Source organism: Aquabacterium sp. (assembly GCF_050725395.1).
Classification (GTDB): Bacteria; Pseudomonadota; Gammaproteobacteria; order Burkholderiales; family Burkholderiaceae_C; genus Aquabacterium.
In genome coordinates this window covers 1-25,683 of sequence record NZ_JBOHHL010000005.1, presented here as the reverse complement: position 1 = coordinate 25,683, position 25,683 = coordinate 1, and the positions used below count along the sequence as shown (strand labels likewise).

Below are 25,683 nucleotides of genomic sequence, written 5' to 3'. Positions count from 1 at the left end.
GCTTGCGCAGCATGAGCCCCATGACCAAACCATCACCACCGCACCGAAGCCCCGGATCGGGGGCCATCACGACCCTGGCTTCCCTGCTGGGCCTCGCCGTGCCAGGGGGCCTGCTGTGCGCGCAGGTCGCCAACGCCCCGCTGGCGCCAGCGCTGTCGGCCAGCGGCGTGTTGGCGCGCCCGCCCTCGCCCGATGAACATTGGGCCTTGGCCTTCAAGGACTTCGACCGCGCCGATGCCGCCCACCCGGTGCTGCCTGGTGGCGTGGTCTTCGTGGGCAGTTCGTCCATCCGTTTGTGGTCGGACATGGCCCGGCAGTTCACCGGCTGGCCCACCATCGTCAACCGGGGTTTTGGGGGATCCGAATTGGCCGATTGCGCGCGCCACGTGCAGCGCCTGGTGTCGCTGTACCAGCCGCGCCTGGTGCTGGTCTACGCGGGCGACAATGACCTGGCCGCGGGCCGTTTGCCGCAGCAGGTGCTTGAAAGCTTTCAATCCTTTGTGGATGGTGTTCGCGAGCGCCAGCCTGGTTTGCCGGTGGTGTTCATCTCGATCAAGCCCAGCCCCTCGCGGGCCAAGTTGATGCCGAGCGTGCGCGAGGCGAATCGCCTGATCCGTGCCTACACGGCCACTGGCAAGAACCTGTATTTCGTCGATGTGTTCACGCCCATGCTGGGCCCGGATGGCGAGCCGCGCGCCGAGTTGTTCAGGCCCGATGCCCTGCACCTCAGCCCCGCGGGCTATGCGCTGTGGCAATCGGTCATCGTCAAGAGCCTTCCGCCGGATTTGCTGGCGGCGCCGAAGATGTGAGCGGAGGCGCTGCCGGCTTGCCGCGCCAATGCGAGGCGCGCGTGCGGGGCTCCACCTGTGGCCAGGCATGAGCCACGGCCAGCATCAGCCCCATGCTGGTCAGCGCGATGGTGATGTCTTCCCACCAGGGCCGGTGCGGGTCGGCCTCGCCAAAGAACACCAGCACCAGCAGCACAGCCACCAGGTGCGTGCAGAACACGGGCAGGGAGTTCCGGCCCATGGCCTCCAAGGGACGCAGGCGCGGCAAGTGGGTTTTGAGCCACGGCCCGAAGCGCACGGTGAGCGTGACCAGCGCCAGCAGGTTGACCAGGCGCAGCGGGCCCACCTGCCATTTGTCGAACAGCAGGTTGAGCGTCGGGTGGTCCACGAAGGGCACCTGTCCCACGGCATGGCGCCACGCCAGGCCCGCCAGGCCGATGGCGCTGGCCGCGGCCACCATCCAGCCGGGGAAGCGCGCCTGGGGTGGCAGGTTTTGCGGCGCGATCGCCAGTTGCGACCCCATCCACAATCCCATCACCCAGACGAACTGCCAGGCCAGCGTGTCGAAGGAGCCGGTTTCGTTGAAGGGCACGGGCAGGCCGGTGTGCCGCACTACCACGTCGTACATGGCCTGGGTGACCCCGAACTGCGCCACCAGCCACAGGCCGAGGCTCAGGGCCAGGATGCCGTTCCAGCCATGCCGCATGCCGTGCGACAGCAACCAGGGACTGACCAGCATGAAGAGGATGTACAGCGGCAGGATGTCGAGCAGAGGCGGCTGGTAGACCAGGGCCAGGCCGGCGAGCAAGGCGGTGAGCGGGTGCTGCAGGTAGAAGGACATCAGGTTCTTCGCGGCCGGCTGGTCGATGCCCAGGCCCAGCACCGCGATCACCGTGAACAAGAACAGCAAAGCCAGCAACTGGCAACCATAGATGACCAGCGCCCGGTGCCGGAAAGCGCGCCGCATGACGGGCACGCCCGAACGGCGCCCCTTGCGCGTGTAAACCATGCCGGCCATGAAGGCCGACAGCAGCACGAAGCCTTCGGCGGCGGACACGTAGCCGAAGGGCTGGCTCAGGGGCTCGGCCAGGCGGGTGGGCAGGTGGGTGAGCGTCATCAGCACGAGCATCAGCCCGCGCAGTGCATCGAACTCCCAGCGGCGGGTCATGGTCTCCGGCGTGACAGCGCCCAGACTCCCGCGCCCAGCAGCGCCAGGCCGGTCGCGATGGGCGCCAGGTCCCGCACCTTGAGGCCACCGTAGTCTCCATGAACGCTGCCGATGCCCGATGGCGCCTCGAACAGGTTGCCCGCCGTCTTGCGCACGGGCGAGGCTTGGCGGAAGTAGGCTTCCAATCCGCGCGCCATCAGCTTGCTCGCCAGGCCTGGGGCCAGGAAATGCCCCAGGCGGATGGCCCTGGCCGAGGCCCCCACCGTGACCGCATCACGGGGCTGTTGCGCGAGCTTGACCATGGCCCTGGCCACCCGCCGGGGGTTGGACAGCGGTGGTATTGGTTTGAGCTCGCGGCCCGTGTAGTTGCCGGCATGGGCGATGCCCGGTGTGTCCAGGAAGGCCGGGAAGACATCGCACACGTGGATGCCAGGGTGGCGGCCCAGTTCGCCGCGCAGTGCTTCGGAAAATCCGCGCAGGCCGAACTTGCTGGCGCTGTAGGCCACCGAGTACGGCGCAGGCGCCCAGGAGCCCACCGACAGGGTGTTGATCAGCACCCCGGCCCCGCGTTCCTTGAAGTGCGGCAACACGGCGTAGGCGCCATTCATGGTGCCCATCAGGTTGGTGCGGATCACGCGTTCGTGGGCAGCCAGGGGCGTGTCGGTGAACTCGCCCACCGCGCCCACGCCGGCGTTGTTGATCCACACGTCGATGCCGCCAAAGCGCTCGATGGCCTGGGCCGCCAGCGTCTTCATGGCCTGAGGGTCGCCCACGTCGGTGAGGACGACCTCGGCCTCGCTGCCGTGCAGGCGGCATTCGGCGGCGACCTGGTCCAGGGCTTCCTGCCGGCGCGCGGCCAGCACCACGTGGGCACCCGCTTCGGCGAAGGCCAGCGCGGCGGCGCGGCCCACGCCGCTGGACGCCCCCGTGATGACCACGGTCTTCTGGCTGAGCGTGTTGTGTCGGTTCATGGATTTCTCTCCTTGTGTCAGCGGGGATCAGGATTGGAGAGCAATCGGCGTTCCGGCCTCGCTGCGCATCTGCGCCATCAGCGCATACCAGTCGAGCTTGCGTGTGGCCACCATGATCACAGTGAGCACCACGAAGAGCAGGCCCGAGCCCAGGACCAGGGCGTTCTGTTCCAGTTGCAGCAGGGCATACAAGGTGCCGAACAGGCCAGCGATGCCCGCGCCGAAAAGCACGCCGCTGCGCCACCCTTGCAGCACGAAACTGCCGTAGAAGGTCAGCAGCAGGGTGCAGGCCGAGGCGGCGGCCGTGTAGGCGATGCCAAAGGCCAGGCGTTCGGACAGGCTGACGAGCAGCAGGAAGAACACCGTCAGCGCCGCGCCCACCAGCAGGTACTGGATGGGGTGCACGCGCAGGCTGCGCAACACCTCGACCAGGCCCACGCCCACGAAGGTCAGCACGATGAACAGCAGGCCGTACTTGGTGGCGCGGTCGCTGAGCACATAGGGACTGACCGGGTCCACGAAGGCCACGCCAAAGGCTTCGATGCACCCCGAGGTGGGCTTGGCGCCTTCACCATCACCCGCGCTGGCGCCGCTGGTGTACTGCACCGGGTCACCCGTGAACCAGGCGGGGCACAAGGGCGCGTCGTGCGTGAAGGCCTGCTGGGCGGTGCTGGCCAGTGAGGTGACCTTCCAGTGGGCCTCGAAATGCTGTTCGCTCAATTCGCGCTGCGTGGGCAGGAAGCGCCCGCCAAACGATGGGTGTGGCCAATCGGCGTTCAGCGTCACCTGCGTGGTGTTGGCCAGTGGCGCCAGCGACAGGGATTGCGTGCCGGCGATCTCCAGGTTCAGGGTGGCCTCCCAGGGCCCGCGGTGGTCGATCAGTTCGGCGGGCACGGCGGCCTGGAAGCCTTGCGGGTACCTGGCCATGCCGCTGCCTGGCAAGATGGCCAGCGCCTGGTTCTGCAGCTTGAGTTCGGCCACGCGGATGCCGCGCGCATCGCTCAGGGCCACGGACACGAAGGGCGCCTCGCACTTGACCACGCCACCGGGGTGCTCGGCCTGCGCCACCAGCCCGCCCACGTCGGACCATTGCGCGACCAGGCCCGACTTCATCGCGTAGCCATTGACCTTGAACATGCCGCGGTGTCGCACGGTCATGTCGACCTTGGCATCGACCTTGAGCAAGGTGGGCGGCAGCCGCAGCTCGCGCGTCTCGGTCGAGACCACCGACCGGGCCTGTTGTGCTTCGGTCTGCACCGGCACCCAGCTTTCGGTGCAACGGCGGGCCAGCGTGGGACCCAGCAGGGTCTGGCTGGCGGCCAGGCTGTTGGCCACGCTTTGCTCGGCTTCGCTTTGGCGTTGCTGCCGTTCGCGCACCAGGGCCTGCACCGACCACAAGGACCACAACAGGCCCAGGATGACCGCCGCCAGGGCGGTGACCTTGCTCAACAATGGGAATTTCATGGATGCTCCGTTTGGGTTCAACGGAGCGAAGTCTGCTCAGCCAGGGTGAGGACTGGATGAGGTTTGTGAAGTCAGTGTGAAGTGGCGGCGGCGGGCAGGCGCAGTGTGGCGCGCAAGCCGGGTTCGGCGGGTTCAAGCCGCAGGCTGCCGCCATGCAGTTGCATGACCTGGCGCACGATGGCCAAGCCCAGGCCGGAGCCCTTGCGCGGCGTCTCGCCTGGTGCGGCGGGACGTGGGGTCGAATAGAAGCGCTCGCCCAGGCGGACCAGGGCGTAGTCGGGCACGCCGGGCCCGTGGTCGCGCACCGACAAGTCGATGCCGGTGGGCGTGCGTGTCAGCGTGACTTCCACGCGGCCACCGGGGCTGGAAAAATCGATGGCGTTCTCAAGGAGGTTGCTGATGGCCATGGCCAGCAGCTCGGGTTCGCCCTTGACCTGGGCCACGCCTCCCAGCGGGTGCCAGACCAGGGCCAATTGGCGCTGTTCCAGGCGCGCTGCCGCCGCCTTGATGGCCTGGTCGGTGCAGGCGCCCAGGTCCAGCAGCACTTGCTGATCGAGGCTGTGGCGGTGTTCCAGCTTGGACAGCTCCAGCAGGCGTTCGACCAGCACGTGCAGGCGCTCGGTCTGGTCACGGATCTGCTGGGCGAAGAGCTGCCGGTCGGCGGCGGGCAACTCGTCCTGCAGCAGTTCGGCGGCGCCGCCAATGGCGGCCAGAGGGCTTTTCAATTCGTGCGTCATGGCGCGCACCAGCTGCTCGACGTGCTCGTGGCCATCGAGGCGGTCGCGCATGGCTTCCATGGCCTGGGCCAGGTCGCCCAACTCGCCGGGCAACTCGGGCGGCGGCTGGCGCTGGCCCAGTTGCACGTGCTGCGCATAGTGGCGCAGGCGGCGCACCGACCACACGATCCAGCCCGTGACCACGATGCCGATGGCGAGCGATGAGCCCAGCAGCCAGAAGCCCTTGACGAGGATGTCGTGCTCGGCCCGGTCGATGAACTGCTGCACTGTGCTCATGGGCTTGGCCACGGTCAGCACGCCCACGATCTGTTCGCCTTGCCTGACCGGCGCGGCCACGTACATCACCGAGCTCTGGTCATCGCTGTAGACGAGGCGGGTGGAGCGCGCGCCGTATTCGCCACGCAAGGTGCGCGTCACGTCGCGCCAGCGCGAGTAGTCCTGGCCCGTGGCGGGGGCCACGCCTGCGCGGAAGCCCGTGTCGAAGACCACGCGACCACTGGCATCGGTCAGGTAGATGCGGAAGTCCATGGTCTGCTTGCTCAGGCCGCGGATGCGGGCGTCCACTGGCCGGGCCGCGTAGTCCTTCACGCGCAAGGCGAAGCGGCTTGTCTCCAGCGTGCCGCCGGGCTGCAAGGCGGCCAGGTCATCGGCGGCCAGTTCGGCCAGGATGTTGGCCGTGTCCACCATCATGTCTTCCATGACCTCGCTGACGCTGGGGCGCACCTCGGCCACGAACACGCGCAGCACGAAGAAGGCCGCGATGCCCGTGATCAGGAAGAAACCCAGCAGCAGGCGCAGGCCCAGCTTCACAGGCGCGCGGGGTCGATGGCGTAGCCCAGGCCACGGTGGGTGACGATCAGTTCGACGTCGCCGCAGGCCTCGCGCAGCTTGGCGCGCAGGGTCTTGATGTGGGTGTCGACGGTGCGGTCGGTGCTGTCGGCGTCCAGGCCCCAGACGGCGTCCAGCAGCGCCTCGCGCGACCAGATGCGGCCGGGCACTTTCAGCAAGGCCACGAGCAGGCCATGCTCGCGGCGCGTCAGGGGCAGCCAGGTGTCGCCATGGCGGATGCGCTGGCCGGCCTCGTCGCTCACCAGCAAAGGGGGCGATGCCGGGCTGGCCGGCTCGGGTGCCGATGCGTGCGACGCGCGGCGCAACAGGGCGCGCAGGCGGGCGCACAGTTCGCGCGGGCTGAAGGGCTTGGTCAGGTAATCGTCGGCGCCGAGTTCCAGGCCCAGCACGCGGTCCAGTTCTTCGCCGCGGGCGGTCAGCATGACGATGGGCAGGCGGGCGTGGCGGCCTGGGCCCTGGCGAAGGTCTCGGCACAGGTCCAGCCCGTTGCCATCGGGCAGGCCGACGTCCAGGATGGCGGCGGCATAGCCCTGCGTGGGGTCGGCGAGCCTGGCCCGGGCGTCGCGCACCAGCAGCACGTGGTCGACGGTGAAGCCTTCGCGTTCCAGCGCATAGGCCACGGTGCGCGCGATGGCAGGATCGTCTTCCAACAGCAGCAAAGGGATGGTCATGCGGGAAATTGTGCCAGTGATGCACGCCGGCACGTGCACGCTTTTGGGGCCCTTCTGCTACGCTGCCCCGGACATGAGCACCCACCTTTTCCATGACCTGATCCCTGCGGTCGGCCTTTTGCGCGGTTGGCGGCGCCTGGCCCTGGCCCTGGCCCTGAGCGTGGCCAGCCTGACCGTCGGCTGCGCCAGCCTGCCCCCGCCCGTGCCGCGCCCTGATGTCCACGCGCTGGCCAATCCGCAAACCACCGAACTGGGCAAGCTGGCGATCGCGGCGGCGCCGGGGCCCGGCCTGTCGGGCTTTCGGCTGCTGGCCTCGGGCGAAGACGCCCTGGGTTCGCTGGCCGCCCTGGCCGACAACGCCCGCCACACGCTCGACCTGCAGTACTACCTGATCCACAGCGATGGCTCCTCGCTCAGCCTCATCCGGCGGGTGCGCGAGGCCGCCGACCGTGGGGTGCACGTGCGCTTGCTGCTGGACGACCTCAACACCGCGGGCCAGGACCGGGGCCTGCTGCGCCTGACCAGCCACCCCAACATCGAGGTCCGGCTCTACAACCCCTTTCCGTCGGGGCGGCTGGGCACCATCAGCCGCGTGATGGCGTCCATCACCGACATGGCCCGCATCAACCACCGCATGCACAACAAGATGTTCGTGGCCGACAACGCCCTGGCCATCACCGGGGGACGCAACCTGGGCGATGCCTACTTCGTGCAAAGCCCGGACAGCAATTTCCTGGACATCGACATGATCGTGGCGGGCCCGGCCGTGCGGGCCTTGTCGGCCACCTTCGACCGCTTCTGGAACGATCCCCTGGCGTACCCGGTGACGGCCGTGGTCGACCCGGCCAACCTGATCGACCAATCCGGCTCCGACGCTTCGCCGCCCACACGGCCCGCGATCGTGCCCGCGGTCATCCCGCCGACGGACTTCGCGCGCGACCTGCCGCAAGGCCGGCTGAAGCTGAGCTGGGCCCGCGCCACGGTGCTGGCCGACAAGCCCTCGAAGATGTTGAGCGAAGGCCAGCCCACTTCGACCGAGACCATCGCCGACGATGTCGAGCGCCTGATCCATTCCGCCCGGCAGGAGCTGATCGTGATCTCGCCCTACTTCGTGCCGGGCCAACGTGGCCTGGCGCTGTTCCAGGGCTTGCGCGACCGGGGCGTCAAGGTGCGTGTGCTGACCAATTCGCTGGCCACCACCGACGCCCCCGCCGTCCACATCGGCTATGCGCGCTACCGGACGCAACTGCTGGCCATGGGCGTGGAGCTGCATGAGTTGAAGCCCTTGCTGAGCGCACGGCAGGCCAGCCTGGGGTCTTTTGGTTCATCGCATGCATCCCTGCATGCCAAGGTCGTGGTGCTGGACCGCCAAGTCGCGCTGGTGGGGTCCATGAACCTGGATCCGCGCTCTGCCAAGCTCAACTCCGAGATGGGCGTGGTGATGCACAGCCCGGAGATCGCCCAGCAGCTGGCGGACCTGTTCGAGGAGGTCAGCGAGGACAGCTACCACCTGTCATTGGGCGGTGACGGTCGGCAGATTCTGTGGACCAGCACGCCGCCCGATTCGGCGCTGGCCGGTCAGAGCGAGCCCGAAGCCAGCACCTGGCTGAAGTTCGGCATCAAGCTGCTCTCGCCTTTCGCGCCCGAAGAGATGCTCTGAGCGGACTCGCTCAGTCGCGCCCGCGCCCGTGGCCATTCCCATGGCCGTTTCCATGACCGTGGCCATGGTCATGACCACGCCCGTGGTCGTGGTCATCGTGGCGATCGCGTCGGTTGTCCCAGCCTGGGCGACCCTGGTTGGGGTGCTCGTGCTGCCAGCGGCCGCGCACCCATTGTTCCTGCACGAAATAGACTGGTTGGCCACAAGCCTGGTAGCGGCCGCAATAGCGGCGCCAGTTCTGCTGGTGGGCCGGGGGCACGTACAGGTAAATGGGGCGGCGTTCATAGACCACCTGAGGCGGCGCGATGATCACGGGCTGCGGGTAGACCAGCTGAGGCGGACCGTAGTTGTCGTTGCCGATGTCGATGCGACCGTACACCCCAGGCTGGTTGATGCCGATGGACACCCCCACGTTGGTGCCGGCCATGGCCGGGGTCAGGGCACAAGCCGTCAGTGCCAAGGCGATGAATTTTTTCATGATGGTCTCCTACTACAGTCAGTCTTCGTGTTGTTTCAACGCGGCGGTGCGCCTGGTTGAAGACAGGGTTGTGCCCTGGTCGGGGCATCTTTACAGATTTTCGCCATCGGGTTTCCTGTGCCGGTCTTCCAGCGGGACCGGGAAGCGGCGCCTGTTAACAAGCGCACACAAAAAAGCCGGGATCAGCCCGGCTTTTTTCGGTTCATGCAACGACGCTCACTTGGCCTTCGAGGCCGCCGACGCGGCTTGCGCGGGCACGTCGTGCTTGTGCGCCTTGCCATCGTGCTTTTTATGGGCGGCGCCACTGGCGGCGGCGGCCGGGGCCGACGCGGTGGCGGCTGGTTGAGCGAAGGAGCTGGCGGCGAAGGCGGTCAGAACGGCAGCGAGGGCGAGGGTCTTCTTGGTCATGATCTGTTCCTGTGTCTTGGTGAGAATCGTGAAGGCCCCGACTCTCTGGAGCGGGCCCGGGTATGCGCCGGGCTTGAAGGTTCAACGCGCCCTCCGTGCCGGCCGTTGACGTTAAGAAACGTAATTCACCCAAGGCCTCCTGCTTGGTGGCTGGTATGTCCGCAGCCCGGCAGCTGGTGCGTTCGGTTAGATTTCGGGCTGCACGGGCTCCAACGGAACACACTTTGAAATCCATCCACTTGCACACCATGGCCTTGCTGGGCGGGCTGGTCCTGTCGACCGCCGCCTGGGCAGCCGGGCCGGCTCAAGCACCAGCATCGCCCGCGTCGCGCGTGACGCACTACACCGCGGCGTACACCGTCAACCCGGACGGCTCCCATGTGGAAAACCGTTCCTGGTCCATGGCCGTGCTCAAGCCCGAAGCGGTGGGCACCGCCGGCCGCACTTCCGTGTCCTACGACCGGCTGCTGCAGAAGGTTTCGGTGATCGAGGCCTACACGCTGAAGGCCGATGGCCGCAAGCTCAAGGTGCTCAAAAGCGGCTTCCAGGATCTGCCCGACGCGGCGTCCGGCCTGCAGGACCTGAATGTGCAGTTCCCCGACGTGACCGTGGGCGACACCGTGGTGCTGTCCTACCGGGTGACGACGTCCAAGCCCATGTTCGCGCGGCAGTTTTCCATCAACGAAAGTTTCCCCAAGACCGACACCTACGATGACGTGAAGATCCGCATCGACCTGCCGGCCGGCCTCTGGTCGCAGGACCAGGCGCGCGGTTTCCGCGAGGTCAGGCGCGAAAAGAAAGCGGGCCGCCAGATCACCGAGTGGGCCTGGGACAACAAGGAGGCCTTGCAGGCCGCGCCGCCCCGCTTGTCGGGCCACGAACTGGAAGAAGAAGCCGGCGTGCTGTTTTCCACCTTCCGCAGCCATGCCGAACTGGCCAAGGCCTATGGTCAAGGCGCCCATGCCAAGGCCGTGGTGACGCCCAAGGTGCAGCAGCTGGCCGACAAGGTCACGCAGGACGAGAACGCCAAGACCCCCCGCGAGGTGGCCAAGGCCTTGTACGACTGGGTGGCGCTGAACATCGCCAACGCGGGCACGTGCCTGCGCCTGGGTTCGGTGGTGCCGCGGGACGTGGACGCGGTCCTGGACAGCCGCTCGGGCGATTGCAAAGACCACGCGACCCTGCTGCAGGCCCTGCTCAAGGCCAAGGGCCTCCAAAGCGGGCAGGCCCTGCTCAACGCCGGCAACGCCTATGGCTTGCCCAAGGTGCCGGTGGCTTCCATGGTCAACCAGGTCATCAACCACATCCCCAGCCTGAACCTGTACCTGGACACCACCGCCGACAGCGTGCCTTTCGGCATGCTGCCCTTCGCCGAGGAGGGCAAGCCTGTGCTGCTCACCGAGGGCCACCAGGACGGCCTCAAGACACCGGTCGCGCCCCTGGGCTTCAACCAGCAGATCATGAAGACCGAGGTGGTCGTGCAGGCCGATGGCTCGGCCACCGGCACGGTCGACGTGGCGCTGCGCGGCATGTTCGCCGTCAACGCCCGGCTGCGGCTGCGGCAACTGACCCAGGTGCAGGCCGCCAACATGGTCAAGAGCTTCTTCGAGTCGGGGGGGCAGACCGGCAGCGGCAGCATGGTCAAGGACAACGCCCGGGCCCTGCGCGACACCTATGGCTACCGGACGCAGTTCAAGATCGACCGGTGGCTGAAGCTGCCCGGCCCTGGCAGCTTCACGATCGCGCCCCTGTTCTACAGCGAAAGCCCGGTGGCCGACTACGTGGCGGCCTCCAGCCAGACCGTCGTCGACGGCGCCGAGACCGCCTGTTCCAGCGGCCATTCGGTCGAGGAATACCGCTACCAGCTGCCTCCCAACGTCACGGTCGAGAACCTGCCCAAGGACGTCAAGCTGGACAGCGACAAGCTCTCCTACAGCGCCACCTACCAGCTCAAGGACCAGGTGCTGACCGTCAAACGCGTGTTTGACGACCGCACGGTGGGCAACGTCTGCAACGCGGCCCAGGCCCAGGCCTACAAGGACTTCGCGGCCCAAGCCGTGCCGGATTCCACGGCCCAGGTGGTTTTCAAGTAAGCGGGGCTCAACCCGAACGGGGTCTGGGCCGTTATCCAGGGTGAAACCGAAACCACCCACGGAGAAGGCCCATGAGCCACAAGCCCACCGCTCAGACCCTGCGCGCCCAATTGATGGCGCCCGAACCCATCCAGCGCGTGCACGCCCTGCATGCCCTGGAACTGGAGTTGAGCGACGCCCCCCACGCGGTGGCTGAGGAACTGGAAGCCTTCGCCGCCCGCGGCATTCCCTACTACGCGCCCGAAGAGCCCGCCTACCGCGAATGGGTCGGCAAGGCCGTGGCCTACTGGGAGCGTTTGCACGCCCCCAAGCCCGTGCCCCGCATGACCAGCGTGCGCGCCCGCCGCGCTGCCGCCTGAACTTGGGCTGAGGTCCCTGGCCGCACGGCAGGCACCGCCCTGCCGTAAGATCGCCGGATGAGTGTGCGATTGCCGGATGGCCTTCAGGTGTTGGAACGCGGCTGGCTGTCGTCCAACAACATCGTCTTTCACGACCCCGAGTGGCCCACGGTGGTCGACACCGGCTATGGCAGCCAGGGCGCCCAGACCCTGGCCCTGGTCCAGGCGGCCTTGCAAGGGCAAGCGCTGCGCCGCATCGTCAACACGCACCTGCACTCAGACCACGTCGGTGGCAATGCCGTGCTCAAGCGGCACTACCCCAGCTGCCAGATCCTCATCCCGCCGGGGCTGCAAGACGCCGTCACCGCGTGGGACGAAACCCGCCTGAGCTACACCCCCACGGGCCAGCACTGCGAACGCTTCACCCACGATGGCGTGCTGACCCTGCACGGCACGGTCCGGCTGGGCCAGCATGACTGGCAAGTGCTGCCCGCCGCGGGACACGACCATGACATGGTGATGCTGTGGTGCGGTGAACTGGGCACCCTGATCTCGGCCGATGCCCTGTGGGAAAAAGGCTTTGGCATCATCTTTTCGGAGCTGATGGGCGAGCCCGGCTTCGGCCGGCAGCAGGCGACGCTGGACCTGATCGCGCAGCTGGCGCCCAGGCTGGTCATCCCTGGCCATGGCGCGCCCTTCACCGAGGTCGAGTCCGCCGTGCGCAATGCCCAGTCGCGCATCCAGTGGCTGATGGACGACCCGCGGCGCAATGCCGACAACGCCATGAAGGCCCTGCTGGCCTTCAAGCTGATGGCCCACCAGCGTCTGAGCCTGGCCGAAATCGCCCACCTGTTCCAGCAAAGCCAGCTTTTCAACACCGTGGTGCGCGAGCACTACCCGCAAGACCCGGCCGAGCTGGCAGCCCGGTTCGCCGTGCAGCTCGAGAAGGCGGGCGTGGCCAGGCGCGAAGGCGACGATCTGGTGCTAAAAAGCTGAACGATCTGATTCAAGTGGAGACCGCATTCGTGACCCAGAGCGCCAAGGACCTGCGCAAGCAACGTGAAGCCGAACAGCGCCGCAAAAGCATCATCAAGGTCGTGCGCAAGCTGATCCGCAAAGGCGGCTTGGGCGAGATCTCGTTGCGCAAGGTGGCCGAGCTGGCGGGTTATTCCACCACGGTGGTGTATTCGCTGTTCGAGGACAAAGCCACGCTGATCTCGCAGGCCATGAGCGAAGACCTGCTGGAGCTGACCCGTGCCATGCGCGCCGCCAGCGAGGCCGCGTCCAGGCCGCTGGACCGCCTGCGTGCCATGGCCCATGCCTACGTCGACTTCGGCCTCCAGCACCCCGACGAGTACGCCTTCGTTTTCATGCAGAAGCGCCCGCACGCGGCCACCGAGGTAGCCCATGTCCAGCATGGCGATCCGGCCGAAGACCCCTATGCCTTTTCACGCGGGCTTTTCGCGCAGTGGGCGGCCACCGGCGAGGTGTCCAATGCCGAGGTCGACATCGATCTGATGACGCAGATCTACTGGGAAGGCATCCACGGCTTCACCGCGCGTCAGCTGGTGATGGGCCCCGAGGACCCGTGGTTCCCCGAGGTGCCCAATGCGCGCCACCTGGACGCCATCATCGAGGTGCTGCTGACGGGCTTGTCCCGGCACTTTGCCGCGCGCTAGCGTCGAGCAGGATCTCGCGGGCGCGCTGCGCGATGGGCGACAGGTAGCCACGCCGCCGCAGGATGCCGATGCGCCGGTGCACGCCGGGCAGGTCGAGCGGCACCACCACCACGTTGCGGGGCAGTGCCGAGGGCGAGCCGAAACGGGCGTTGAACAGGCTGACCATCTGCGTGCGCGATACCACCGTGTACAGCGATTCGAGCGAATTCACCTCGACCGGGATGTTCAGGCGCGGCAGGCCGCGGCGGGCCACGGCCTGCTCCATGGTGCGCCGCGCCACTTCCTGCTTGCCCGAACCCACCCATTGGCAATCGACCAGGTCGTCCATGCTCAGGCGTTCTCGTTGCGCCAGGGGGTGCGTCTCATTCATGATGGCGCTGAAGGGGTCGTCGTACAGCTCGTCGACCTCGACGCCTTCGGGCAGGTCGTCGGGCAGGGGGCAGACCGCCAGGTTCAGTTCCTTCCGGTCGATGGCCCCGAGCAGCACGTGGTTGAAGGCCGTGGTCACCTTCACATGGGCGGCGGGCCGCTCGGTGGTCAGCGTGGGGAACAGCGCCGTCAGCACGAAGTGCGACACCGCCGGCGTGATGCCCAGGCGCAGCAGGCCGGCGTGGCCACCGCCCAGGTCGCGCGCTTCCATCACGGCGTCGTCCATGGCGTTGGACAGGGTGCGCACCCGCGCGTAGAAGGCGCGGCCCGCCTCGGTCAGCTCGGAGCCGCGCGGCGTGCGGTTGAACAGCACCACGCCCAGGTGTTTTTCCAGGCGCTTGATGGCCTTGCTGAGCGCCGGTTGCGTCAGGCCCAGGCCGTGGGCGGCGCGCACCAGGCTGCCCTCGGCGGCGGTGGCGATGAAATAGACGACGTCTGGGTCCAAGGTGGGCATAACCAATGGTAATGGCTGAAGGCGCTCTTGGTTATTTGATTTCATGGGCTGACCGGACCACACTGAGGGCATGAGCCGCCCCTTGCAGACCCATGCCACCTTCAGCCACATGCGCGATGGCACCCCGGATGACTGGTCCGCCATCGCCCGGGAGTTCGTGCCGTATGCGCGGCAGTTGCCCGACCGCTTGCTGGACCACCTGAACCTGTTGAAAGGCGATTGCGGCGGTTTCCCCATCGACCGCCTGAGCCATTGCCTGCAGACCGCCACCCTGGCCCACCAGGACGGCCGCGATGAGGAATACGTGGTCTGCGCCCTGCTGCACGACATCGGCGACACCCTGGGTAGCTACAACCACGCCGACATCGCGGCGGCCATCCTCAAGCCCTTCGTGAGCGCCGAGAACCACTGGATGGTGGCCCACCACGGCATCTTCCAGGGTTACTACTTCTTCCACCACCTGGGCATGGACCGCGACCTGCGCGAGCAATTCCGCCCCCAGGCCGAGCTGTACCGCCACACCGCCGAGTTCTGCGAGCGTTACGACGCCGCGGCCTTCGACCCCCACCGCGAGACCCTGCCGCTGGACTTTTTCGAGCCCATGCTGCGCCGCGTGGTGGCCGTGCCCAGGCAAAGCCTCTACGCCAAGGTCGTGGCCGGCCAGGAGTCGGTGCCAGAATCCTGAGCATGCCCACGCTCAGACCCCTGCCCCAGGCCCCCCAACCCGCCATTGATTCGACAGCGGCCACGCTGCGGGCCAAAGGCCAGGCCGCCGATCCGCAGAAGTTCGCGGTCGAGGTCCGGCCCAGCACCATCGATGGGCAGGGCGTCTTCGCGCTGGAGGCCATCGCCGCCCGCCGCAAGATCGGCGAGATCCGGGGAGAGGCCGTCAGCACGGCCGAAGCCTTCAAGCGCGCCCGGGCGGCCGAGAAAAGCACCGGCCGCGTCTTCATGGTCGCCGTCTCGCACGCGCGCTCGGTGGATGCCACGCACACCACCGACCCATTGCGTTTCGCCAACCACTCCTGTGCCCCGAACATGGTGCTCAAGGTCCAGCAAGGCCGCGTCGCCTTCCACGCCTTGCGCGACATCGCCGTGGGCGAGGAGCTCACCGTGGCCTACGGCCCCACCCACCACGCGGGCCGCCTGGCCTGCCGCTGCGGCGCGCCGGGCTGCATGGGCACTCTGTAGAAAACCCTGATGGCCGGACGCCGGCATCCCCCTGAAACAAGGGGGATGCCACGGGCACAACGGTGCTCCGGCAGGCCATGGGCCGTCAATAAGGCACACCGCGCCCGGGCGACTTCACGAATACTCGATTCGTCAGGAGTCCTCCCCATGAAAGCCTCGGTGAATGGACGCTCTTGGCGGGTCGGCAAGCCGGTCCCCCTGGGCGATGTGCAGTTCAAGGTGCTGCAAGCGCGCATCCGCATGCTGTTCGCGCACATGCCGGACGCCTGCCTGGTGGCCACCGCGTTCTCCAGCTTGCTGGCTTGGTTGCTGCTGCCCACCATGGGCGGTCAGCGCGTGTGGGCCTGGTTGGCCGTCAAGGGCCTGGCCGCCATCTTGTTGTTCTGCCAGGCGCGCCTGTTCAGCAACAGCAGCGACCCCGTGCACCCCAAGTGGTACCGGGGCTTCCTGATCCTGCTGGCGATCGATGGCCTGGTGTGGGGCTCGGTGGGCTGGTGGATGACCCCGCTGGCGCGCCTGGACCTGATGGCCGTGACCCTGGCCTGTCTGCTGGGCGTGGCGTCCATGGGCACCTTCATGCTCAACCCGGACGCCGGTTCGGCTCGGGCCTTCATCATCCCCATGCTGGTGCCCAATGCCCTGTTCTACCTGACACGCCAGGATTCCTTTGGCGTGTTCGGCGGCGGTTCGGTGCTGGCCTTCGTGGGCCTGCTGTTCATGGAAACGCGCTGGGCGCAGAACCGCATCGAGGAGTTGCTCTTCCTGCGCTACACCACCGAGGAGGTCGCGCAGGAGCGCGCCAAGGCCCTGGCCCTGGCCCAGCACCACAGCGAGGCCAAGAGCCGCTTCCTGGCCACCATGAGCCACGAGATGCGCACGCCGCTGCACGGCATGCTGGGCCTGACCCGCATGCTGCGCGACGAAGAAGCCCTGCGCCCCCAGGCCCGCGAGCGCCTGGACCTGGTCGAGCGCTCCGGCGAGCACCTGCTGTCGGTCATCAACGACGTGCTGGACACGTCCAAGATCGAGGCCGGCCACGTGCACGTCGAGCGCCGGCCTTTCGACCTGAGCGCCGTCATCCACGACGTGGTGGCCATCTCCACCGTCAACGCCCAGGCCAAGGGGCTGCAGGTGGTGCTGGAGTCCACCTTGCCCACCCTCCATGAAGTGACGGGGGACGCGGCCCGGGTGCGCCAGGTGCTCCACAACCTGCTGGGCAACGCCGTCAAGTTCACCGACCAGGGGCGCATCACCGTGCGGGTTTCGCGCGTGACGGCCCACGACACCGTGACCCTGGCGGTCGAGGACTCGGGCATCGGCATCCCCAGCGATGAGCTGCCCTTCATCTTCGAGGCCTTCCACCAGGTCGAAAGCTCGATGGAGCGCCGCCATGGTGGCGCCGGCCTGGGATTGACCATCTCGCAAAAGCTGTGTCGGGCCATGGGCGGCGACCTGCGGTGCACCAGCACGCCCGGGCGCGGCTCCGTCTTCGTGGCCAGTTTCGACCTGCCGGTGGTGGCGCGCGCTCAGCAGGCTGCTTCGGCGGTGCGGGTCCAGGCCGACGAGGTGGCGTCGTCATCGCGCTTCGATGGTGGGCGCGGCGTGGTGCTGCTGGTCGAGGACAACCCGATCAACGCCCTGGTGGCCGAGGCCTCGCTCAAGCAATCCGGCCTGTTGGTGGTGCTGGCCGAGGACGGCCACAAGGCCTTGCGCTGGTTGCAGGACCACCAGCCCGACCTGGTGTTGATGGATTGCCAGATGCCGGGCATGGATGGCTATGAGACAACGCGGCAGATCCGGGCGCTGGAGCGCCAGCAGGCGCGATCGCGCGTGCCCATCGTGGCCCTGACCGCCAATGTGCTGCCCGAAGAACGCCAGCGTTGCCTGGACGCCGGCATGGACGACCACCTGCCCAAGCCCTTCCACCGCAAGGACCTGGACCATGTTTTGAGCCAGCATTTGCCCCGAGGTAAGCGGTTGTCACCAATGGTGACGGACGGCCAAACCGCCATACAGCGCATGGCATGATCGCCGCCGACTTCATCACGGGGGCCACATACCGGTCCAATGCTCACATGAAAAAAACAATGTCCGCGGTCGCCACAGCCGCCGCCCTCCTGGCCCTGGTGGCCCCACCCGCCCTGGCCGCGACCAAGCAGAAGGTCTGCATCTTCGACATCCTGGGTTCCAGCGGCGATGGTTTTAACGCCGCCAAAGACTACGCTCTTGAAATGCAGAAGACCGGCGTCGACCTTGAGCTCAAGGCCTATGTCGATGAACGCGTGGCCGTGGAAGATTTCCGCACCGGCCAGTGCGATGCCGTGATGGCCACCGCCCTGCGCACCCGCGGTTTCAACGCCCTGTCGGCCGCGATCGACTCGGCCGGCGTGTCCACCATCGTGCGCAATGGCAAGGTCGACATGGCCGCCAGCTACGAAGTCGTGCACAAGACGATCCAGACCTTTGCCTCGCCCAAGGCCGCCGCGCTGATGGTGCAGGGCCAGTACGAAGTGGGCGGCATCATTCCCCTGGGCGCCGCCTATGCTTTCGTCAATGACCGCCAGATCAGCACGCTGGAAGCCGCCTCGGGCAAGCGCATCGCCGCCTTCGACCATGACAAGGCGCAGGCGCAACTGATCCAGCGCGTGGGCGCCCGCCCCGTGGCCGCCGACGTGACCAACTTCGGTGCCATGTTCAACAACGGCAGCGTGGACGTGGTGATCGCCCCGGCCATCGCCTTCAAGCCGCTGGAACTCGCCAAGGGCGTGGGCACCAAGGGCGCGGTGTCGCGTTACCCCATGACCATCCTGACCTACCAGATGATCATCAAGCGCGACCGCTTCCCCGAAGGCTTTGGCCAGAAGTCGCGCGACCTGTGGCTGGACCGATTCGACTACGCGCTCGACATCGTCAAGCGCAACGACGCGTCGATCCCCGCCAAGCTGTGGATGGACCCCACGCCCACCGACACCGACCGCTACACCGTGCTGATGCGCGATGGCCGCATCGACATGGCCGAGAAGGGCTTCTACGACAAGAAGGGCCTGAAGATCATCAAGCGCATCCGCTGCGACGTGAACCCCTCGGCCCCCGATTGCTCGGAGGCCACCGAGAACTGGTGACCTCATGGCCTTGGCCTGGACGAAAAAAAGCCCGCGAAGTTCGCGGGCTTTTTTGATGGCCCCGAGGGCCCCGGACTGGCCTGAAAAGGATCAGCCCAGCGCTTTCAGCTCGGTGTCGACCTTGGCCAGCAGGTCGTCGGTGATCAGGCCACCGGAGAACTTGGCGACCATGGACAGTGCGAAGCCCTTGCCCATCGCGATTTGCGGGTGGGTGGAGATGCCAGGCAGGTGCTTTTCCAGGATGGCCTTGGTGGTTTCGTTGTCCAGCAGATCGCCGAGTTTGGATTCGATCGAGAAGCTCATTGCAATGTCTCTCAACAAAGATGGAAGGTGGGAAGGTGAAGGCGTAAGCATACCTGCTTCAAACGCTTGTTTACCATCGAGCCGGGTTTTCCTTGTGGTGCTGCATAGCACAAAAACTGGGGTCTGCAAGCCCCGGATCTTCGACGGTTTTGTGATAAGTGGGCCCACTTATCCCCAAAATGAATGCACCGTAAAAGAGCCTGTTGCATTTTGCAATAAACCGCCCGCATACGCAGTGGATGTGTGCTAACCCATTGATTCGATTGAATTATTTGCCCATGCTTCAAGTTTGGGCAGAACAGGGGAAACCCTCTGCTGACAAGGAGTTAGCGTGGGTGTGCATAGGTTTCCCACAAAGTTATCCACAGCTTTGGTGGACAATGCCAGATCCATGTGAATCAAGGACTTGGCGGCGCCTCTTGCGGTGGCACTTTGACAAATGACGGCAAACCGCCGGAAAACGTCCTCTGTTCGTCCGAAACGGTGTTTTTTAAAGCCCGAAGACATGGAACAATGGCCGCGCCCCAGTTGAGAACAATTCGTAAGGATGACAACGTTTGTAGGAATTTGAGCAACTAGGTTAAACCCTAGGTTTCGGGTTTCAAAAATTCAGTTATCCCCATTTTCATGGGAGGCCGTGCACAAGGGTGGGGCATGTCAAGACTTTGTGAACCTCTGCGGGGCAAGCGTGCTAAGTGCTTGATTCATATAGACAGACCTCGGCTGCCTCATCTTGTGGCAATTTAAGCCAAACGACGGCGTGACAAGCATTTAGCGAACATCCGCCTGGGTTTCCCACAAAGTTATCCACAGACCCCGTGGATAAGGGTTTCGGCCCCTGGAATCAAGCACTTGCGTGCATCCTTTCACAATCTCGTCAGAAGTTCGGAGACACGATTGCCCTGGCCCCGCCCCTTTTCCCACCCACGGGTTGCCCGTTTTGACGACCGCGCTTGACCAGGCGGTGCGCCACCGGCTGCGCGTGGTCGTGGAAGCCCCCCAGCACAGCGGCTTGTGGGGCGCGCTCGATTACCTGAGCGAAGTGGCCCTGCTGCCAGGCGAACTGGTGCGGGTGCCCTTGGGCCGCCGTGTGGTGACTGGCGTGGTCTGGGATGAGGCGCCCGAAGGCGAGGCTTCGCCCTGGGCTGAGGCCGACCTGAAGGAAGTGGCCGAGGTGCTCTCCGGCCTGCCACCCTTGCCCGCCGCCTGGCGGCAGCTCGTGGCTTTCGCGGCGGGCTACTACCAGCGCAGCCTCGGCGAAATGGCCTTGATGGTGCTGCCCCCCGAACTGCGCCAGCTCGATGCCCTGCAATGGCAACGCCGCCGCAAGCGCCTGGACAAGGCCTTGCTGGAGCCGTTGCCGCCCGCCACGGCCCCGGGGCTGCCCGAGTTGACCGAGCAGCAGGCCGAGGCGCTGGAAGCCTTGCACCAGCCCGGCGAGCAGCCTTACCTGCTGTGGGGCAGCACCGGCAGTGGCAAGACCGAGGTCTACTTGCGCCAGACGCAACGCGCGCTCGACGCCGGGCGACAAGTGCTGATCATGGTGCCCGAGATCAACCTGACGCCGCAGCTCGAGGCGCGGGTGGCCGAGCGCTTCGTGGGGCGGCGCATCGTCTCCTTGCACAGTGGCCTGACCCCAGCCCAGCGCTTGCGCCACTGGTTGATGGCCCACCTGGGCCACGCCGACGTGGTCCTGGGCACGCGCCTGGCCGTGTTCACGCCTTTGCCGCGGCTGGGCCTGATCGTGGTCGACGAGGAACACGATCCCAGCTACAAGCAGCAGGATGGTGCCCGCTACTCCGCGCGCGACCTGGCGGTCTACCGCGCCCGCCTGGAAAAAGTGCCGGTGATCCTGGGTTCGGCCACGCCCAGCCTGGAGAGCTGGTTCAACGCCCTGCCCACCGCCGAGGGCGGCGCCGGCCGCTACCAACGCCTGGCCATGCCCGCCCGGGTGGGCGATGGCGCCATGCCGCGCGTTCGCGTGCTCGACCTGTCGCGCGCGCCCAAGCCCGGCCATGGCCAGGAGCCGCCGCCCGTGGCCAAGGAGTTGCTGCACGCTATCGAAGAGCGCACCGCGCGCGGCGAGCAAAGCCTGGTGCTGCTGAACCGCCGCGGCTACGCCCCGGTCTTGCATTGCAGCGACTGCGGCTGGAAAAGCGGCTGCCCCCATTGCAGCGCCTGGCGTGTCTTCCACAAGCAGGACCGCACCCTGCGCTGTCACCACTGCGGCTTCACCGAACGCGTGCCGCGTGCCTGCCCCGATTGCGGCAACACCGACATCCAGCCCGTGGGCCGGGGCACCGAGCGCCTGGAAGAGCAACTGGCCGCCGCCATGCCCCAGGCCCGCATCGGCCGCATCGATGCCGACGTGACCCGCCTGAAAGGTGCACTGGAAGAGCAGCTGGCCAGCGTCCACGCCGGCGAGATCGATGTGCTGGTGGGCACGCAGATGGTGGCCAAGGGCCACGACTTCCGCCGCATCACCCTGGTGGCGGCCGTGAACCCCGACGCCGCCTTGTTCGCCAGCGACTTCCGGGCGGCCGAGCGCCAATTCTCATTGCTGCTGCAAGCGGCGGGCCGCGCCGGGCGCGACGCCGACGTGGCCGGCCACAGCGAGATGTGGGTGCAGACCTGGCACCCTGCGCACCCGCTGTACCAGACCCTGCGCAGCTATGACTACCCGGCTTTCGCGGCCCGGCAGTTGGAAGAACGCCAGATGGCCGGCCTGCCGCCCTACGCCAGCCTGGCCATGCTGCGGGCCGAAGGCAAGACGCAGGAGGCCGCGCAGGCCTTCTTGCGCGATGCCGCCGACCTGTCCAGGCCTCTGGCCGATGCGCTGGGTTGCGTCACCCTCTACCCGGCCGTGCCCACGCCCGTGCAGCGCGTGGCCAACATCGAGCGGGCGCAAATGATGATCGAGTCGCCCAACCGGGCCGCCTTGCAGCGTTTCCTGAGCGACAGCCAGGCGCCATGGCTGGATCTGGCGCAAAAAAACCGCCGCAGCGGACTGGTCCGCTGGGCGGTCGATGTCGACCCCTTGTCGATCTAGCGCGCTTGCGTCAGCCCAGCAGGGCTTCCATGCCTTCGCACAGCTCGGACAGGGGCGGCATGTCCGTCAGGACGGCTTCCGGCTTGAGGCCCAGCTTGACGCAGACCTCGGTCGGGATGGTGGCCGCCAGCTCATCGCCTTGCAGGCCATTGTGCTCGGCGCGGGCACGCCAGGCGGACAGGTGCAGTACGGCGGCCACCGGGTCGAAGGGCGTGTGGGCCACGGGGTCGGGGAAGTTGGCGATGGCTTCGCTGAAGGCGGGCGGGAATTTCCACTGGCGGGCCAGTTCGGCGCCGACGTTGGCGAAGCTGTAGCCAAAGGAGGTGCGCTCCATGTCGATGCGGCGCGGGTCCAGCGGGTTGGCCAGCTTGTCCAGGTGCAGCATCTGTTCGGGCATGCCGGCGTGCATCACCAGTTGGCCGATGCCGTGCATCAGGCCCACCGTGAAGGCCAGGTCCACGTTCTGGTGGGCGGCTTTGGCCACCCAGCGCGCCACGGCGGCGGTGTGCATGCTGTAGCGCCAGAACTTGTTCAGGTCCATGCCGGGCATGGACTTGTAGCCGCCGGTCAGGCCGGAGCTGATGACCAGGGTGCGCACGGTGACGAAACCGAGCATGGCCACGGCGTCATTGACGGTGCCAATGCTGCGGGACACATGGTAGTAGGCCGAGTTGCCCAAACGCAGCAGGCGCGCCGACAACACCGGGTCGGCGGCGATCTTGCGCACGATGACATCGATGGAAATGTCGTCGTTGTTGAAGCTGTCGATCAGCTCGTGAACGATCTTGGGGACGGCCGGCAGGGCCTGGGGTTGTTTGAAAAGCGCTTCGAGCTGCATCACCAGCCTCCATCTCGATGTGAAACCATTCGGGCCGCCCTCGTTCGCAGTGAGGATCGGTTTTCTGCTTATCGACCTGTGGGGTCAAGACTTGAGCATCAGGCCAACGAGGTTTTTCAAGCGGTGGAAAAGCGTGGGTGCAACCCCGCACTTGCCGGCATCGGTGGCCAGGACGATGATGGACAAGCGAGGCAACATCGAGGAGACATCGACCATGGTGAGCAAGCCAAGAACTTTGGCGGCCGTTCTGGCGCTCTGCGGGGCGTTCGGCGCCGAGGCACAAACGTCCCTGCCCCAGCGCAACCTGCTGGTGGAGTGGCGCATGAATTCATCGGTCGACCAGCAACGCCAAGGCGGTGGACTGCGCCGTGGCGAGGTCACGGTGGACAGCCGTGGCGGCGTCTGGGGGCGGGGCAGCGCGGTGGTCACTTCCACCACGCGTTCGAGCAGCCAGACCGGCTTGCAACAGTTGCAGGTGCTCAACGGCGGCAAGGCGCGGCTCTACCTGGGCAGCAGCCGGCCGATCACGCAGTGGCAGTTCGGGGTGGGGGGCACGGATGGCGGCGTCAACCTGGTCAATCCGGCGGCAGCCCATGGCGGAGGCGGTGGGCAGGGTTGGCGGGCCTGGTCGTCGACCACCCTGGTCGACACTGGCCGTGGCATCACCGTGAGTCCCCGCTGGGCGGGTGGGCGAACCGTCACGGTGGAGCTGGAGGCCCGGGTGGCGCAACCCTCCCCCTACGGGCCCGACGGGCAGACCGATTCGACCGAGGTCATGACCACGGTCCAGTTGCCGCTGGGCACCTGGACGGCGGTGGCCCAGCGCGGTGGGCAGCGCCAGCAAAGCCGCCAGGGCCTGCTGTCGACCGAAGATGCCAGCCAGGATGACCAGGAAGTGCTGGAAATGCGCGTTTCGGCACCTTGAGGCCGGCGCGGTCTCCGTGACAATGGTGGGCAGGCCGCGCCTGGCCTGATCGCAGAACACGGAGACTTTCCCATGGCCTTTGACGCCAATTTCCTGACCGACATGACCCGCAAGATGCTGGAGCGCGTGCAACGCGCGGGCATGCCGCCCTTGCACCGGCAATCGGTGGAGCAGGCCCGGATGTCCTACCGCGTGGGCGTGGGCGCGATGGAGGGCGAGCGCGTCGAACTGCCCCGGGTCGAAGATTTCGGCATCCCCGGCCCGGCCGGCAGCATTCCCGCCAAGCTGTGGGCGCCCAGCACCGATCCCTGCTTGCCCGTGCTGCTTTATTTGCACGGCGGCGGTTTCGTCGTGGGCGGCATCGACACCTGCGAAGGCATGTGCCGCCGCATCGCCCAGCAAAGCGGCGCGGCCGTGGTGGCCATCGACTACCGCCTGGCGCCCGAGCACCATTTCCCCGCCGGACTGGACGATGCGTTCGCGGCCCTGCAATGGCTGGCGGCCAACGCGGTGTCGCTCGGCCTGGACCCCGGCCGCATCGCGGTGGGCGGCGACAGCGCGGGCGGCACCTTGGCGGCCAGCGTGGCTTTGATGGCGCGGGACGCCGGGCTGAAGCTGGCCCTGCAGGTGCTGTTCTACCCCTCCGTCGAGCCTTCTGCCGTGACCGAGTCCTACAAGGTTTTTTCAAAGGACCTGATGCTGGACGAGCCCCTGATGCGCTGGTTCGAGACCCACGCGCGGGGCGAAGGCTTCCAATCCGACTGGCGCCGCGAGCCCATGCTGGCCGCCAGCCACCAGGGACTGGCGCCGGCCTGGATTGGCCTGGCCGAATGCGACCCGCTGGCCGACGAAGGGCGGAAGTACGCCAAGCTGCTGCAGGACGCTGGCGTGCCGGTGCAACTGACCGTCTGGCCCGGCGTGATCCACGACTTCATCAGCATGGGGCGTTTCATCCCCGAGGCCTACCAGGCACACGCCGCCGTGGCCCAGGCCCTGAAGCAGGCTTTCGGGCTGTGACTTCCGCCGCATGAAAACGGGTGGCATGGGCCTTGCACGCGCTGAGCCCATGTCCATCCCATCCCCTGTTCCCAGCGGCATCGAGGCCTCCCGCGCGGCGGCCGTCTGGCGTGACCGCTTGAGCCTCTTGCTGGAGTCCACCGGCGAAGGGGTTTATGGCATCGACATGGACGGCCTGTGCACCTTCATCAACCGCGCGGGGGCGCAGATGCTGGGGTACGAGCCTGAAGCGGTGCTTGGCCGCAACATGCACGAGTTGATGCACCACACCGATGCCCACGGTGCGCACTACCCGGTCGACGACTGTCCGATCTACAAGGCCTTCCGCGCCGGCGTGCCCTGCCGCATCGACAGCGAGGTGCTGTGGCGGCGCGATGGCAGCGCCTTCGCGGCCGAGTACTCGTCCTACCCCATCCTGGATGGCGGGCAGGTGCTGGGCGCCGTGGTCACCTTCGTCGACATCAGCGAACGCCGCGAGCAGGCCGCGCGCCTGAAGCAGGCCCATGATGAACTCGAACACCGTGTGGCCGATCGCACCCAGGCGCTCAGCCAGGCCCTGAACCAGTTGCGCGAACTGCAGGCCCACCTGGACCACGTGCGCGAGACCGAACGCAAGCGCATCGCGCGCGAGATCCACGACGAACTCGGCAGCTTGCTGGTCGGCTTGAAGATGGACGTGAGCTGGTTGGAAAAACGCGTGGCCGACCAGCCCGCGCTGCATTGCAAATGCCAGGACATGCGTGGCCTGATCGATGGCGCGGTCGACAATGTGGGCCGCATCATCACCGACCTGCGCCCGTCCATCCTCGACCACCAGGGCCTGTGGCCCACGCTGGAATGGCAGGCCCAGGACTTCATGGACAGCAGCGAGTTGCGTTGTCGGTGGACCATGGACATCGCGCCCGGCCTGAGCGAACCCGAAGGCCCCATGGCCACCGCCGTGTTCCGCATCTTTCAAGAGATGCTGAGCAATGTGGCGCGCCACGCCCACGCCACCGAGGTCGAGATCCGGCTGTGCGCCATGCCCAGCGACCTGACCCTGCGCGTGAAG

General features: G+C 66.9%; 25 protein-coding genes. 14 read left to right on the top strand and 11 right to left on the bottom strand.

Annotated features, from left to right (window positions below; genetic code table 11):
• Positions 1-20 precede the first annotated feature (20 nt).
• On the top strand, positions 21-809 hold the full coding sequence (locus ACREB4_RS04845; protein WP_431587067.1) for an SGNH/GDSL hydrolase family protein: 789 nt from the start codon (positions 21-23) through the stop codon (positions 807-809).
• Here the strand turns inward: ACREB4_RS04845 and opgC are convergent.
• From opgC to ACREB4_RS04820, 5 genes are all read right to left on the bottom strand, one after another.
• The gene (gene opgC / locus ACREB4_RS04840; RefSeq protein ID WP_431587066.1) at positions 766-1,956 is read right to left on the bottom strand and encodes an OpgC domain-containing protein; all 1,191 of its coding nucleotides are present in this window, start codon (positions 1,954-1,956) and stop codon (positions 766-768) included. The genes ACREB4_RS04845 and opgC overlap by 44 nt on opposite strands.
• A complete protein-coding gene (locus ACREB4_RS04835; protein ID WP_431587065.1) occupies positions 1,953-2,927 on the bottom strand; it encodes an SDR family oxidoreductase in 975 nt (324 codons plus the stop codon). The genes opgC and ACREB4_RS04835 overlap by 4 nt, the downstream gene beginning before the upstream one ends.
• Positions 2,928-2,954: 27 nt before the next feature.
• A complete protein-coding gene (gene creD, locus ACREB4_RS04830) occupies positions 2,955-4,391 on the bottom strand; it encodes a cell envelope integrity protein CreD (RefSeq protein WP_431587064.1) in 1,437 nt (478 codons plus the stop codon).
• A gap of 71 nt (positions 4,392-4,462) precedes the next feature.
• Complete coding sequence (creC, locus tag ACREB4_RS04825) at positions 4,463-5,938, bottom strand: two-component system sensor histidine kinase CreC (protein ID WP_431587063.1); 1,476 nt, start codon at positions 5,936-5,938, stop codon at positions 4,463-4,465.
• Entirely contained in the window at positions 5,935-6,648 is a 714-nt protein-coding gene (locus ACREB4_RS04820) for a winged helix-turn-helix domain-containing protein (protein WP_431587062.1), read from the bottom strand. Before ACREB4_RS04820 ends, creC begins: the two co-directional genes overlap by 4 nt.
• A 73-nt stretch (positions 6,649-6,721) precedes the next feature.
• Here ACREB4_RS04820 and ACREB4_RS04815 point away from each other — a divergent pair, with 73 nt between their 5' ends.
• Positions 6,722-8,308, top strand: coding sequence for a phospholipase D-like domain-containing protein (locus ACREB4_RS04815; protein WP_431587061.1), 1,587 nt, complete (start codon positions 6,722-6,724; stop codon positions 8,306-8,308).
• A gap of 10 nt (positions 8,309-8,318) precedes the next feature.
• On the opposite strand, the gene ACREB4_RS04810 is transcribed toward ACREB4_RS04815, so the two are convergent.
• The gene (locus tag ACREB4_RS04810) at positions 8,319-8,786 is read right to left on the bottom strand and encodes a hypothetical protein (protein WP_431587060.1); all 468 of its coding nucleotides are present in this window, start codon (positions 8,784-8,786) and stop codon (positions 8,319-8,321) included.
• A gap of 216 nt (positions 8,787-9,002) precedes the next feature.
• Positions 9,003-9,194 carry a hypothetical protein gene (locus tag ACREB4_RS04805; protein ID WP_431587059.1) on the bottom strand — a complete coding sequence of 64 codons (192 nt, stop codon included), beginning with the start codon at positions 9,192-9,194 and terminating at the stop codon, positions 9,003-9,005.
• Positions 9,195-9,418: 224 nt separating this feature from the next.
• On the opposite strand from ACREB4_RS04805, the gene ACREB4_RS04800 reads away from it, so the two are divergent.
• From ACREB4_RS04800 to ACREB4_RS04785, 4 genes are all read left to right on the top strand, one after another.
• Positions 9,419-11,287, top strand: a complete 1,869-nt coding sequence (locus tag ACREB4_RS04800; protein WP_431587058.1) for a DUF3857 domain-containing transglutaminase family protein — start codon at positions 9,419-9,421, stop codon at positions 11,285-11,287.
• Between the two features lie 71 nt (positions 11,288-11,358).
• Positions 11,359-11,646 carry a hypothetical protein gene (locus ACREB4_RS04795; RefSeq protein ID WP_431587057.1) on the top strand — a complete coding sequence of 96 codons (288 nt, stop codon included), beginning with the start codon at positions 11,359-11,361 and terminating at the stop codon, positions 11,644-11,646.
• A 57-nt stretch (positions 11,647-11,703) separates the two neighbouring features.
• Complete coding sequence (locus ACREB4_RS04790) at positions 11,704-12,621, top strand: MBL fold metallo-hydrolase (protein WP_431587056.1); 918 nt, start codon at positions 11,704-11,706, stop codon at positions 12,619-12,621.
• A 14-nt stretch (positions 12,622-12,635) separates the two neighbouring features.
• Positions 12,636-13,304 (top strand): TetR/AcrR family transcriptional regulator, encoded by a 669-nt coding sequence (locus ACREB4_RS04785; protein ID WP_431587055.1) that lies wholly within the window; start codon positions 12,636-12,638, stop codon positions 13,302-13,304.
• Here ACREB4_RS04785 and ACREB4_RS04780 read toward each other — a convergent pair.
• Positions 13,255-14,187, bottom strand: coding sequence for a LysR family transcriptional regulator (locus tag ACREB4_RS04780; RefSeq protein ID WP_431587054.1), 933 nt, complete (start codon positions 14,185-14,187; stop codon positions 13,255-13,257). The genes ACREB4_RS04785 and ACREB4_RS04780 overlap by 50 nt on opposite strands.
• A gap of 70 nt (positions 14,188-14,257) precedes the next feature.
• On the opposite strand from ACREB4_RS04780, the gene ACREB4_RS04775 reads away from it, so the two are divergent.
• The 4 genes from ACREB4_RS04775 (at position 14,258) to ACREB4_RS04760 (ending at position 18,500) form a co-directional block, all read left to right on the top strand.
• Positions 14,258-14,872, top strand: a complete 615-nt coding sequence (locus ACREB4_RS04775; RefSeq protein WP_431587053.1) for an HD domain-containing protein — start codon at positions 14,258-14,260, stop codon at positions 14,870-14,872.
• 2 nt (positions 14,873-14,874) lie between these two features.
• The gene (locus ACREB4_RS04770; protein ID WP_431587052.1) at positions 14,875-15,378 is read left to right on the top strand and encodes an SET domain-containing protein; all 504 of its coding nucleotides are present in this window, start codon (positions 14,875-14,877) and stop codon (positions 15,376-15,378) included.
• A gap of 147 nt (positions 15,379-15,525) precedes the next feature.
• Positions 15,526-17,406 (top strand): ATP-binding protein, encoded by a 1,881-nt coding sequence (locus ACREB4_RS04765; RefSeq protein ID WP_431587051.1) that lies wholly within the window; start codon positions 15,526-15,528, stop codon positions 17,404-17,406.
• Between the two features lie 59 nt (positions 17,407-17,465).
• The gene (locus ACREB4_RS04760) at positions 17,466-18,500 is read left to right on the top strand and encodes a putative solute-binding protein (protein ID WP_431587050.1); all 1,035 of its coding nucleotides are present in this window, start codon (positions 17,466-17,468) and stop codon (positions 18,498-18,500) included.
• A gap of 90 nt (positions 18,501-18,590) precedes the next feature.
• Here ACREB4_RS04760 and ACREB4_RS04755 read toward each other — a convergent pair whose 3' ends face one another.
• A complete protein-coding gene (locus ACREB4_RS04755; protein WP_431587049.1) occupies positions 18,591-18,803 on the bottom strand; it encodes a hypothetical protein in 213 nt (70 codons plus the stop codon).
• Between the two features lie 964 nt (positions 18,804-19,767).
• Here ACREB4_RS04755 and priA point away from each other — a divergent pair.
• Positions 19,768-21,852, top strand: coding sequence for a replication restart helicase PriA (priA, locus tag ACREB4_RS04750; protein ID WP_431587230.1), 2,085 nt, complete (start codon positions 19,768-19,770; stop codon positions 21,850-21,852).
• Positions 21,853-21,862: 10 nt separating this feature from the next.
• Here the strand turns inward: priA and ACREB4_RS04745 are convergent, their stop codons facing one another.
• Both ACREB4_RS04745 and ACREB4_RS04740 read right to left on the bottom strand, forming a co-directional pair.
• On the bottom strand, positions 21,863-22,690 hold the full coding sequence (locus ACREB4_RS04745; RefSeq protein ID WP_431587048.1) for an HDOD domain-containing protein: 828 nt from the start codon (positions 22,688-22,690) through the stop codon (positions 21,863-21,865).
• Positions 22,691-22,774: 84 nt separating this feature from the next.
• Positions 22,775-23,014 (bottom strand): hypothetical protein, encoded by a 240-nt coding sequence (locus ACREB4_RS04740; protein WP_431587047.1) that lies wholly within the window; start codon positions 23,012-23,014, stop codon positions 22,775-22,777.
• Here ACREB4_RS04740 and ACREB4_RS04735 point away from each other — a divergent pair.
• The 3 genes from ACREB4_RS04735 to ACREB4_RS04725 form a co-directional block, all read left to right on the top strand.
• Entirely contained in the window at positions 23,013-23,615 is a 603-nt protein-coding gene (locus ACREB4_RS04735) for a hypothetical protein (protein WP_431587046.1), read from the top strand. The two genes, ACREB4_RS04740 and ACREB4_RS04735, sit on opposite strands and share 2 nt — an antisense overlap.
• 72 nt (positions 23,616-23,687) lie before the next feature.
• Positions 23,688-24,632 (top strand): alpha/beta hydrolase, encoded by a 945-nt coding sequence (locus ACREB4_RS04730; protein ID WP_431587045.1) that lies wholly within the window; start codon positions 23,688-23,690, stop codon positions 24,630-24,632.
• 49 nt (positions 24,633-24,681) lie between these two features.
• Positions 24,682-25,683 (top strand): PAS domain S-box protein (locus ACREB4_RS04725; protein ID WP_431587044.1); only part of this gene is annotated, 1,002 nt, incomplete at its 3' end.

What these genes read in the sequence shown, in the direction of transcription:
- ACREB4_RS04835 (WP_431587065.1), bottom strand. Translation starts at nt 2,927, where the DNA reads ATGAACCGACACAACACGCTCAGCCAGAAGACCGTGGTCATCACGGGG.
- ACREB4_RS04735 (WP_431587046.1), top strand. Translation starts at nt 23,013, where the DNA reads ATGAATTCATCGGTCGACCAGCAACGCCAAGGCGGTGGACTGCGCCGT.
- ACREB4_RS04790 (WP_431587056.1), top strand. Translation starts at nt 11,704, where the DNA reads ATGAGTGTGCGATTGCCGGATGGCCTTCAGGTGTTGGAACGCGGCTGG.
- ACREB4_RS04805 (WP_431587059.1), bottom strand. Translation starts at nt 9,194, where the DNA reads ATGACCAAGAAGACCCTCGCCCTCGCTGCCGTTCTGACCGCCTTCGCC.
- ACREB4_RS04730 (WP_431587045.1), top strand. Translation starts at nt 23,688, where the DNA reads ATGGCCTTTGACGCCAATTTCCTGACCGACATGACCCGCAAGATGCTG.
- ACREB4_RS04815 (WP_431587061.1), top strand. Translation starts at nt 6,722, where the DNA reads ATGAGCACCCACCTTTTCCATGACCTGATCCCTGCGGTCGGCCTTTTG.
- ACREB4_RS04770 (WP_431587052.1), top strand. Translation starts at nt 14,875, where the DNA reads ATGCCCACGCTCAGACCCCTGCCCCAGGCCCCCCAACCCGCCATTGAT.
- ACREB4_RS04745 (WP_431587048.1), bottom strand. Translation starts at nt 22,690, where the DNA reads ATGCAGCTCGAAGCGCTTTTCAAACAACCCCAGGCCCTGCCGGCCGTC.
- ACREB4_RS04765 (WP_431587051.1), top strand. Translation starts at nt 15,526, where the DNA reads ATGAAAGCCTCGGTGAATGGACGCTCTTGGCGGGTCGGCAAGCCGGTC.
- ACREB4_RS04780 (WP_431587054.1), bottom strand. Translation starts at nt 14,187, where the DNA reads ATGCCCACCTTGGACCCAGACGTCGTCTATTTCATCGCCACCGCCGCC.
- ACREB4_RS04760 (WP_431587050.1), top strand. Translation starts at nt 17,466, where the DNA reads ATGTCCGCGGTCGCCACAGCCGCCGCCCTCCTGGCCCTGGTGGCCCCA.
- opgC (WP_431587066.1), bottom strand. Translation starts at nt 1,956, where the DNA reads ATGACCCGCCGCTGGGAGTTCGATGCACTGCGCGGGCTGATGCTCGTG.
- ACREB4_RS04820 (WP_431587062.1), bottom strand. Translation starts at nt 6,648, where the DNA reads ATGACCATCCCTTTGCTGCTGTTGGAAGACGATCCTGCCATCGCGCGC.
- ACREB4_RS04755 (WP_431587049.1), bottom strand. Translation starts at nt 18,803, where the DNA reads ATGAGCTTCTCGATCGAATCCAAACTCGGCGATCTGCTGGACAACGAA.
- ACREB4_RS04810 (WP_431587060.1), bottom strand. Translation starts at nt 8,786, where the DNA reads ATGAAAAAATTCATCGCCTTGGCACTGACGGCTTGTGCCCTGACCCCG.
- creD (WP_431587064.1), bottom strand. Translation starts at nt 4,391, where the DNA reads ATGAAATTCCCATTGTTGAGCAAGGTCACCGCCCTGGCGGCGGTCATC.
- ACREB4_RS04775 (WP_431587053.1), top strand. Translation starts at nt 14,258, where the DNA reads ATGAGCCGCCCCTTGCAGACCCATGCCACCTTCAGCCACATGCGCGAT.
- ACREB4_RS04740 (WP_431587047.1), bottom strand. Translation starts at nt 23,014, where the DNA reads ATGCGCCACTCCACCAGCAGGTTGCGCTGGGGCAGGGACGTTTGTGCC.
- ACREB4_RS04845 (WP_431587067.1), top strand. Translation starts at nt 21, where the DNA reads ATGACCAAACCATCACCACCGCACCGAAGCCCCGGATCGGGGGCCATC.
- ACREB4_RS04795 (WP_431587057.1), top strand. Translation starts at nt 11,359, where the DNA reads ATGAGCCACAAGCCCACCGCTCAGACCCTGCGCGCCCAATTGATGGCG.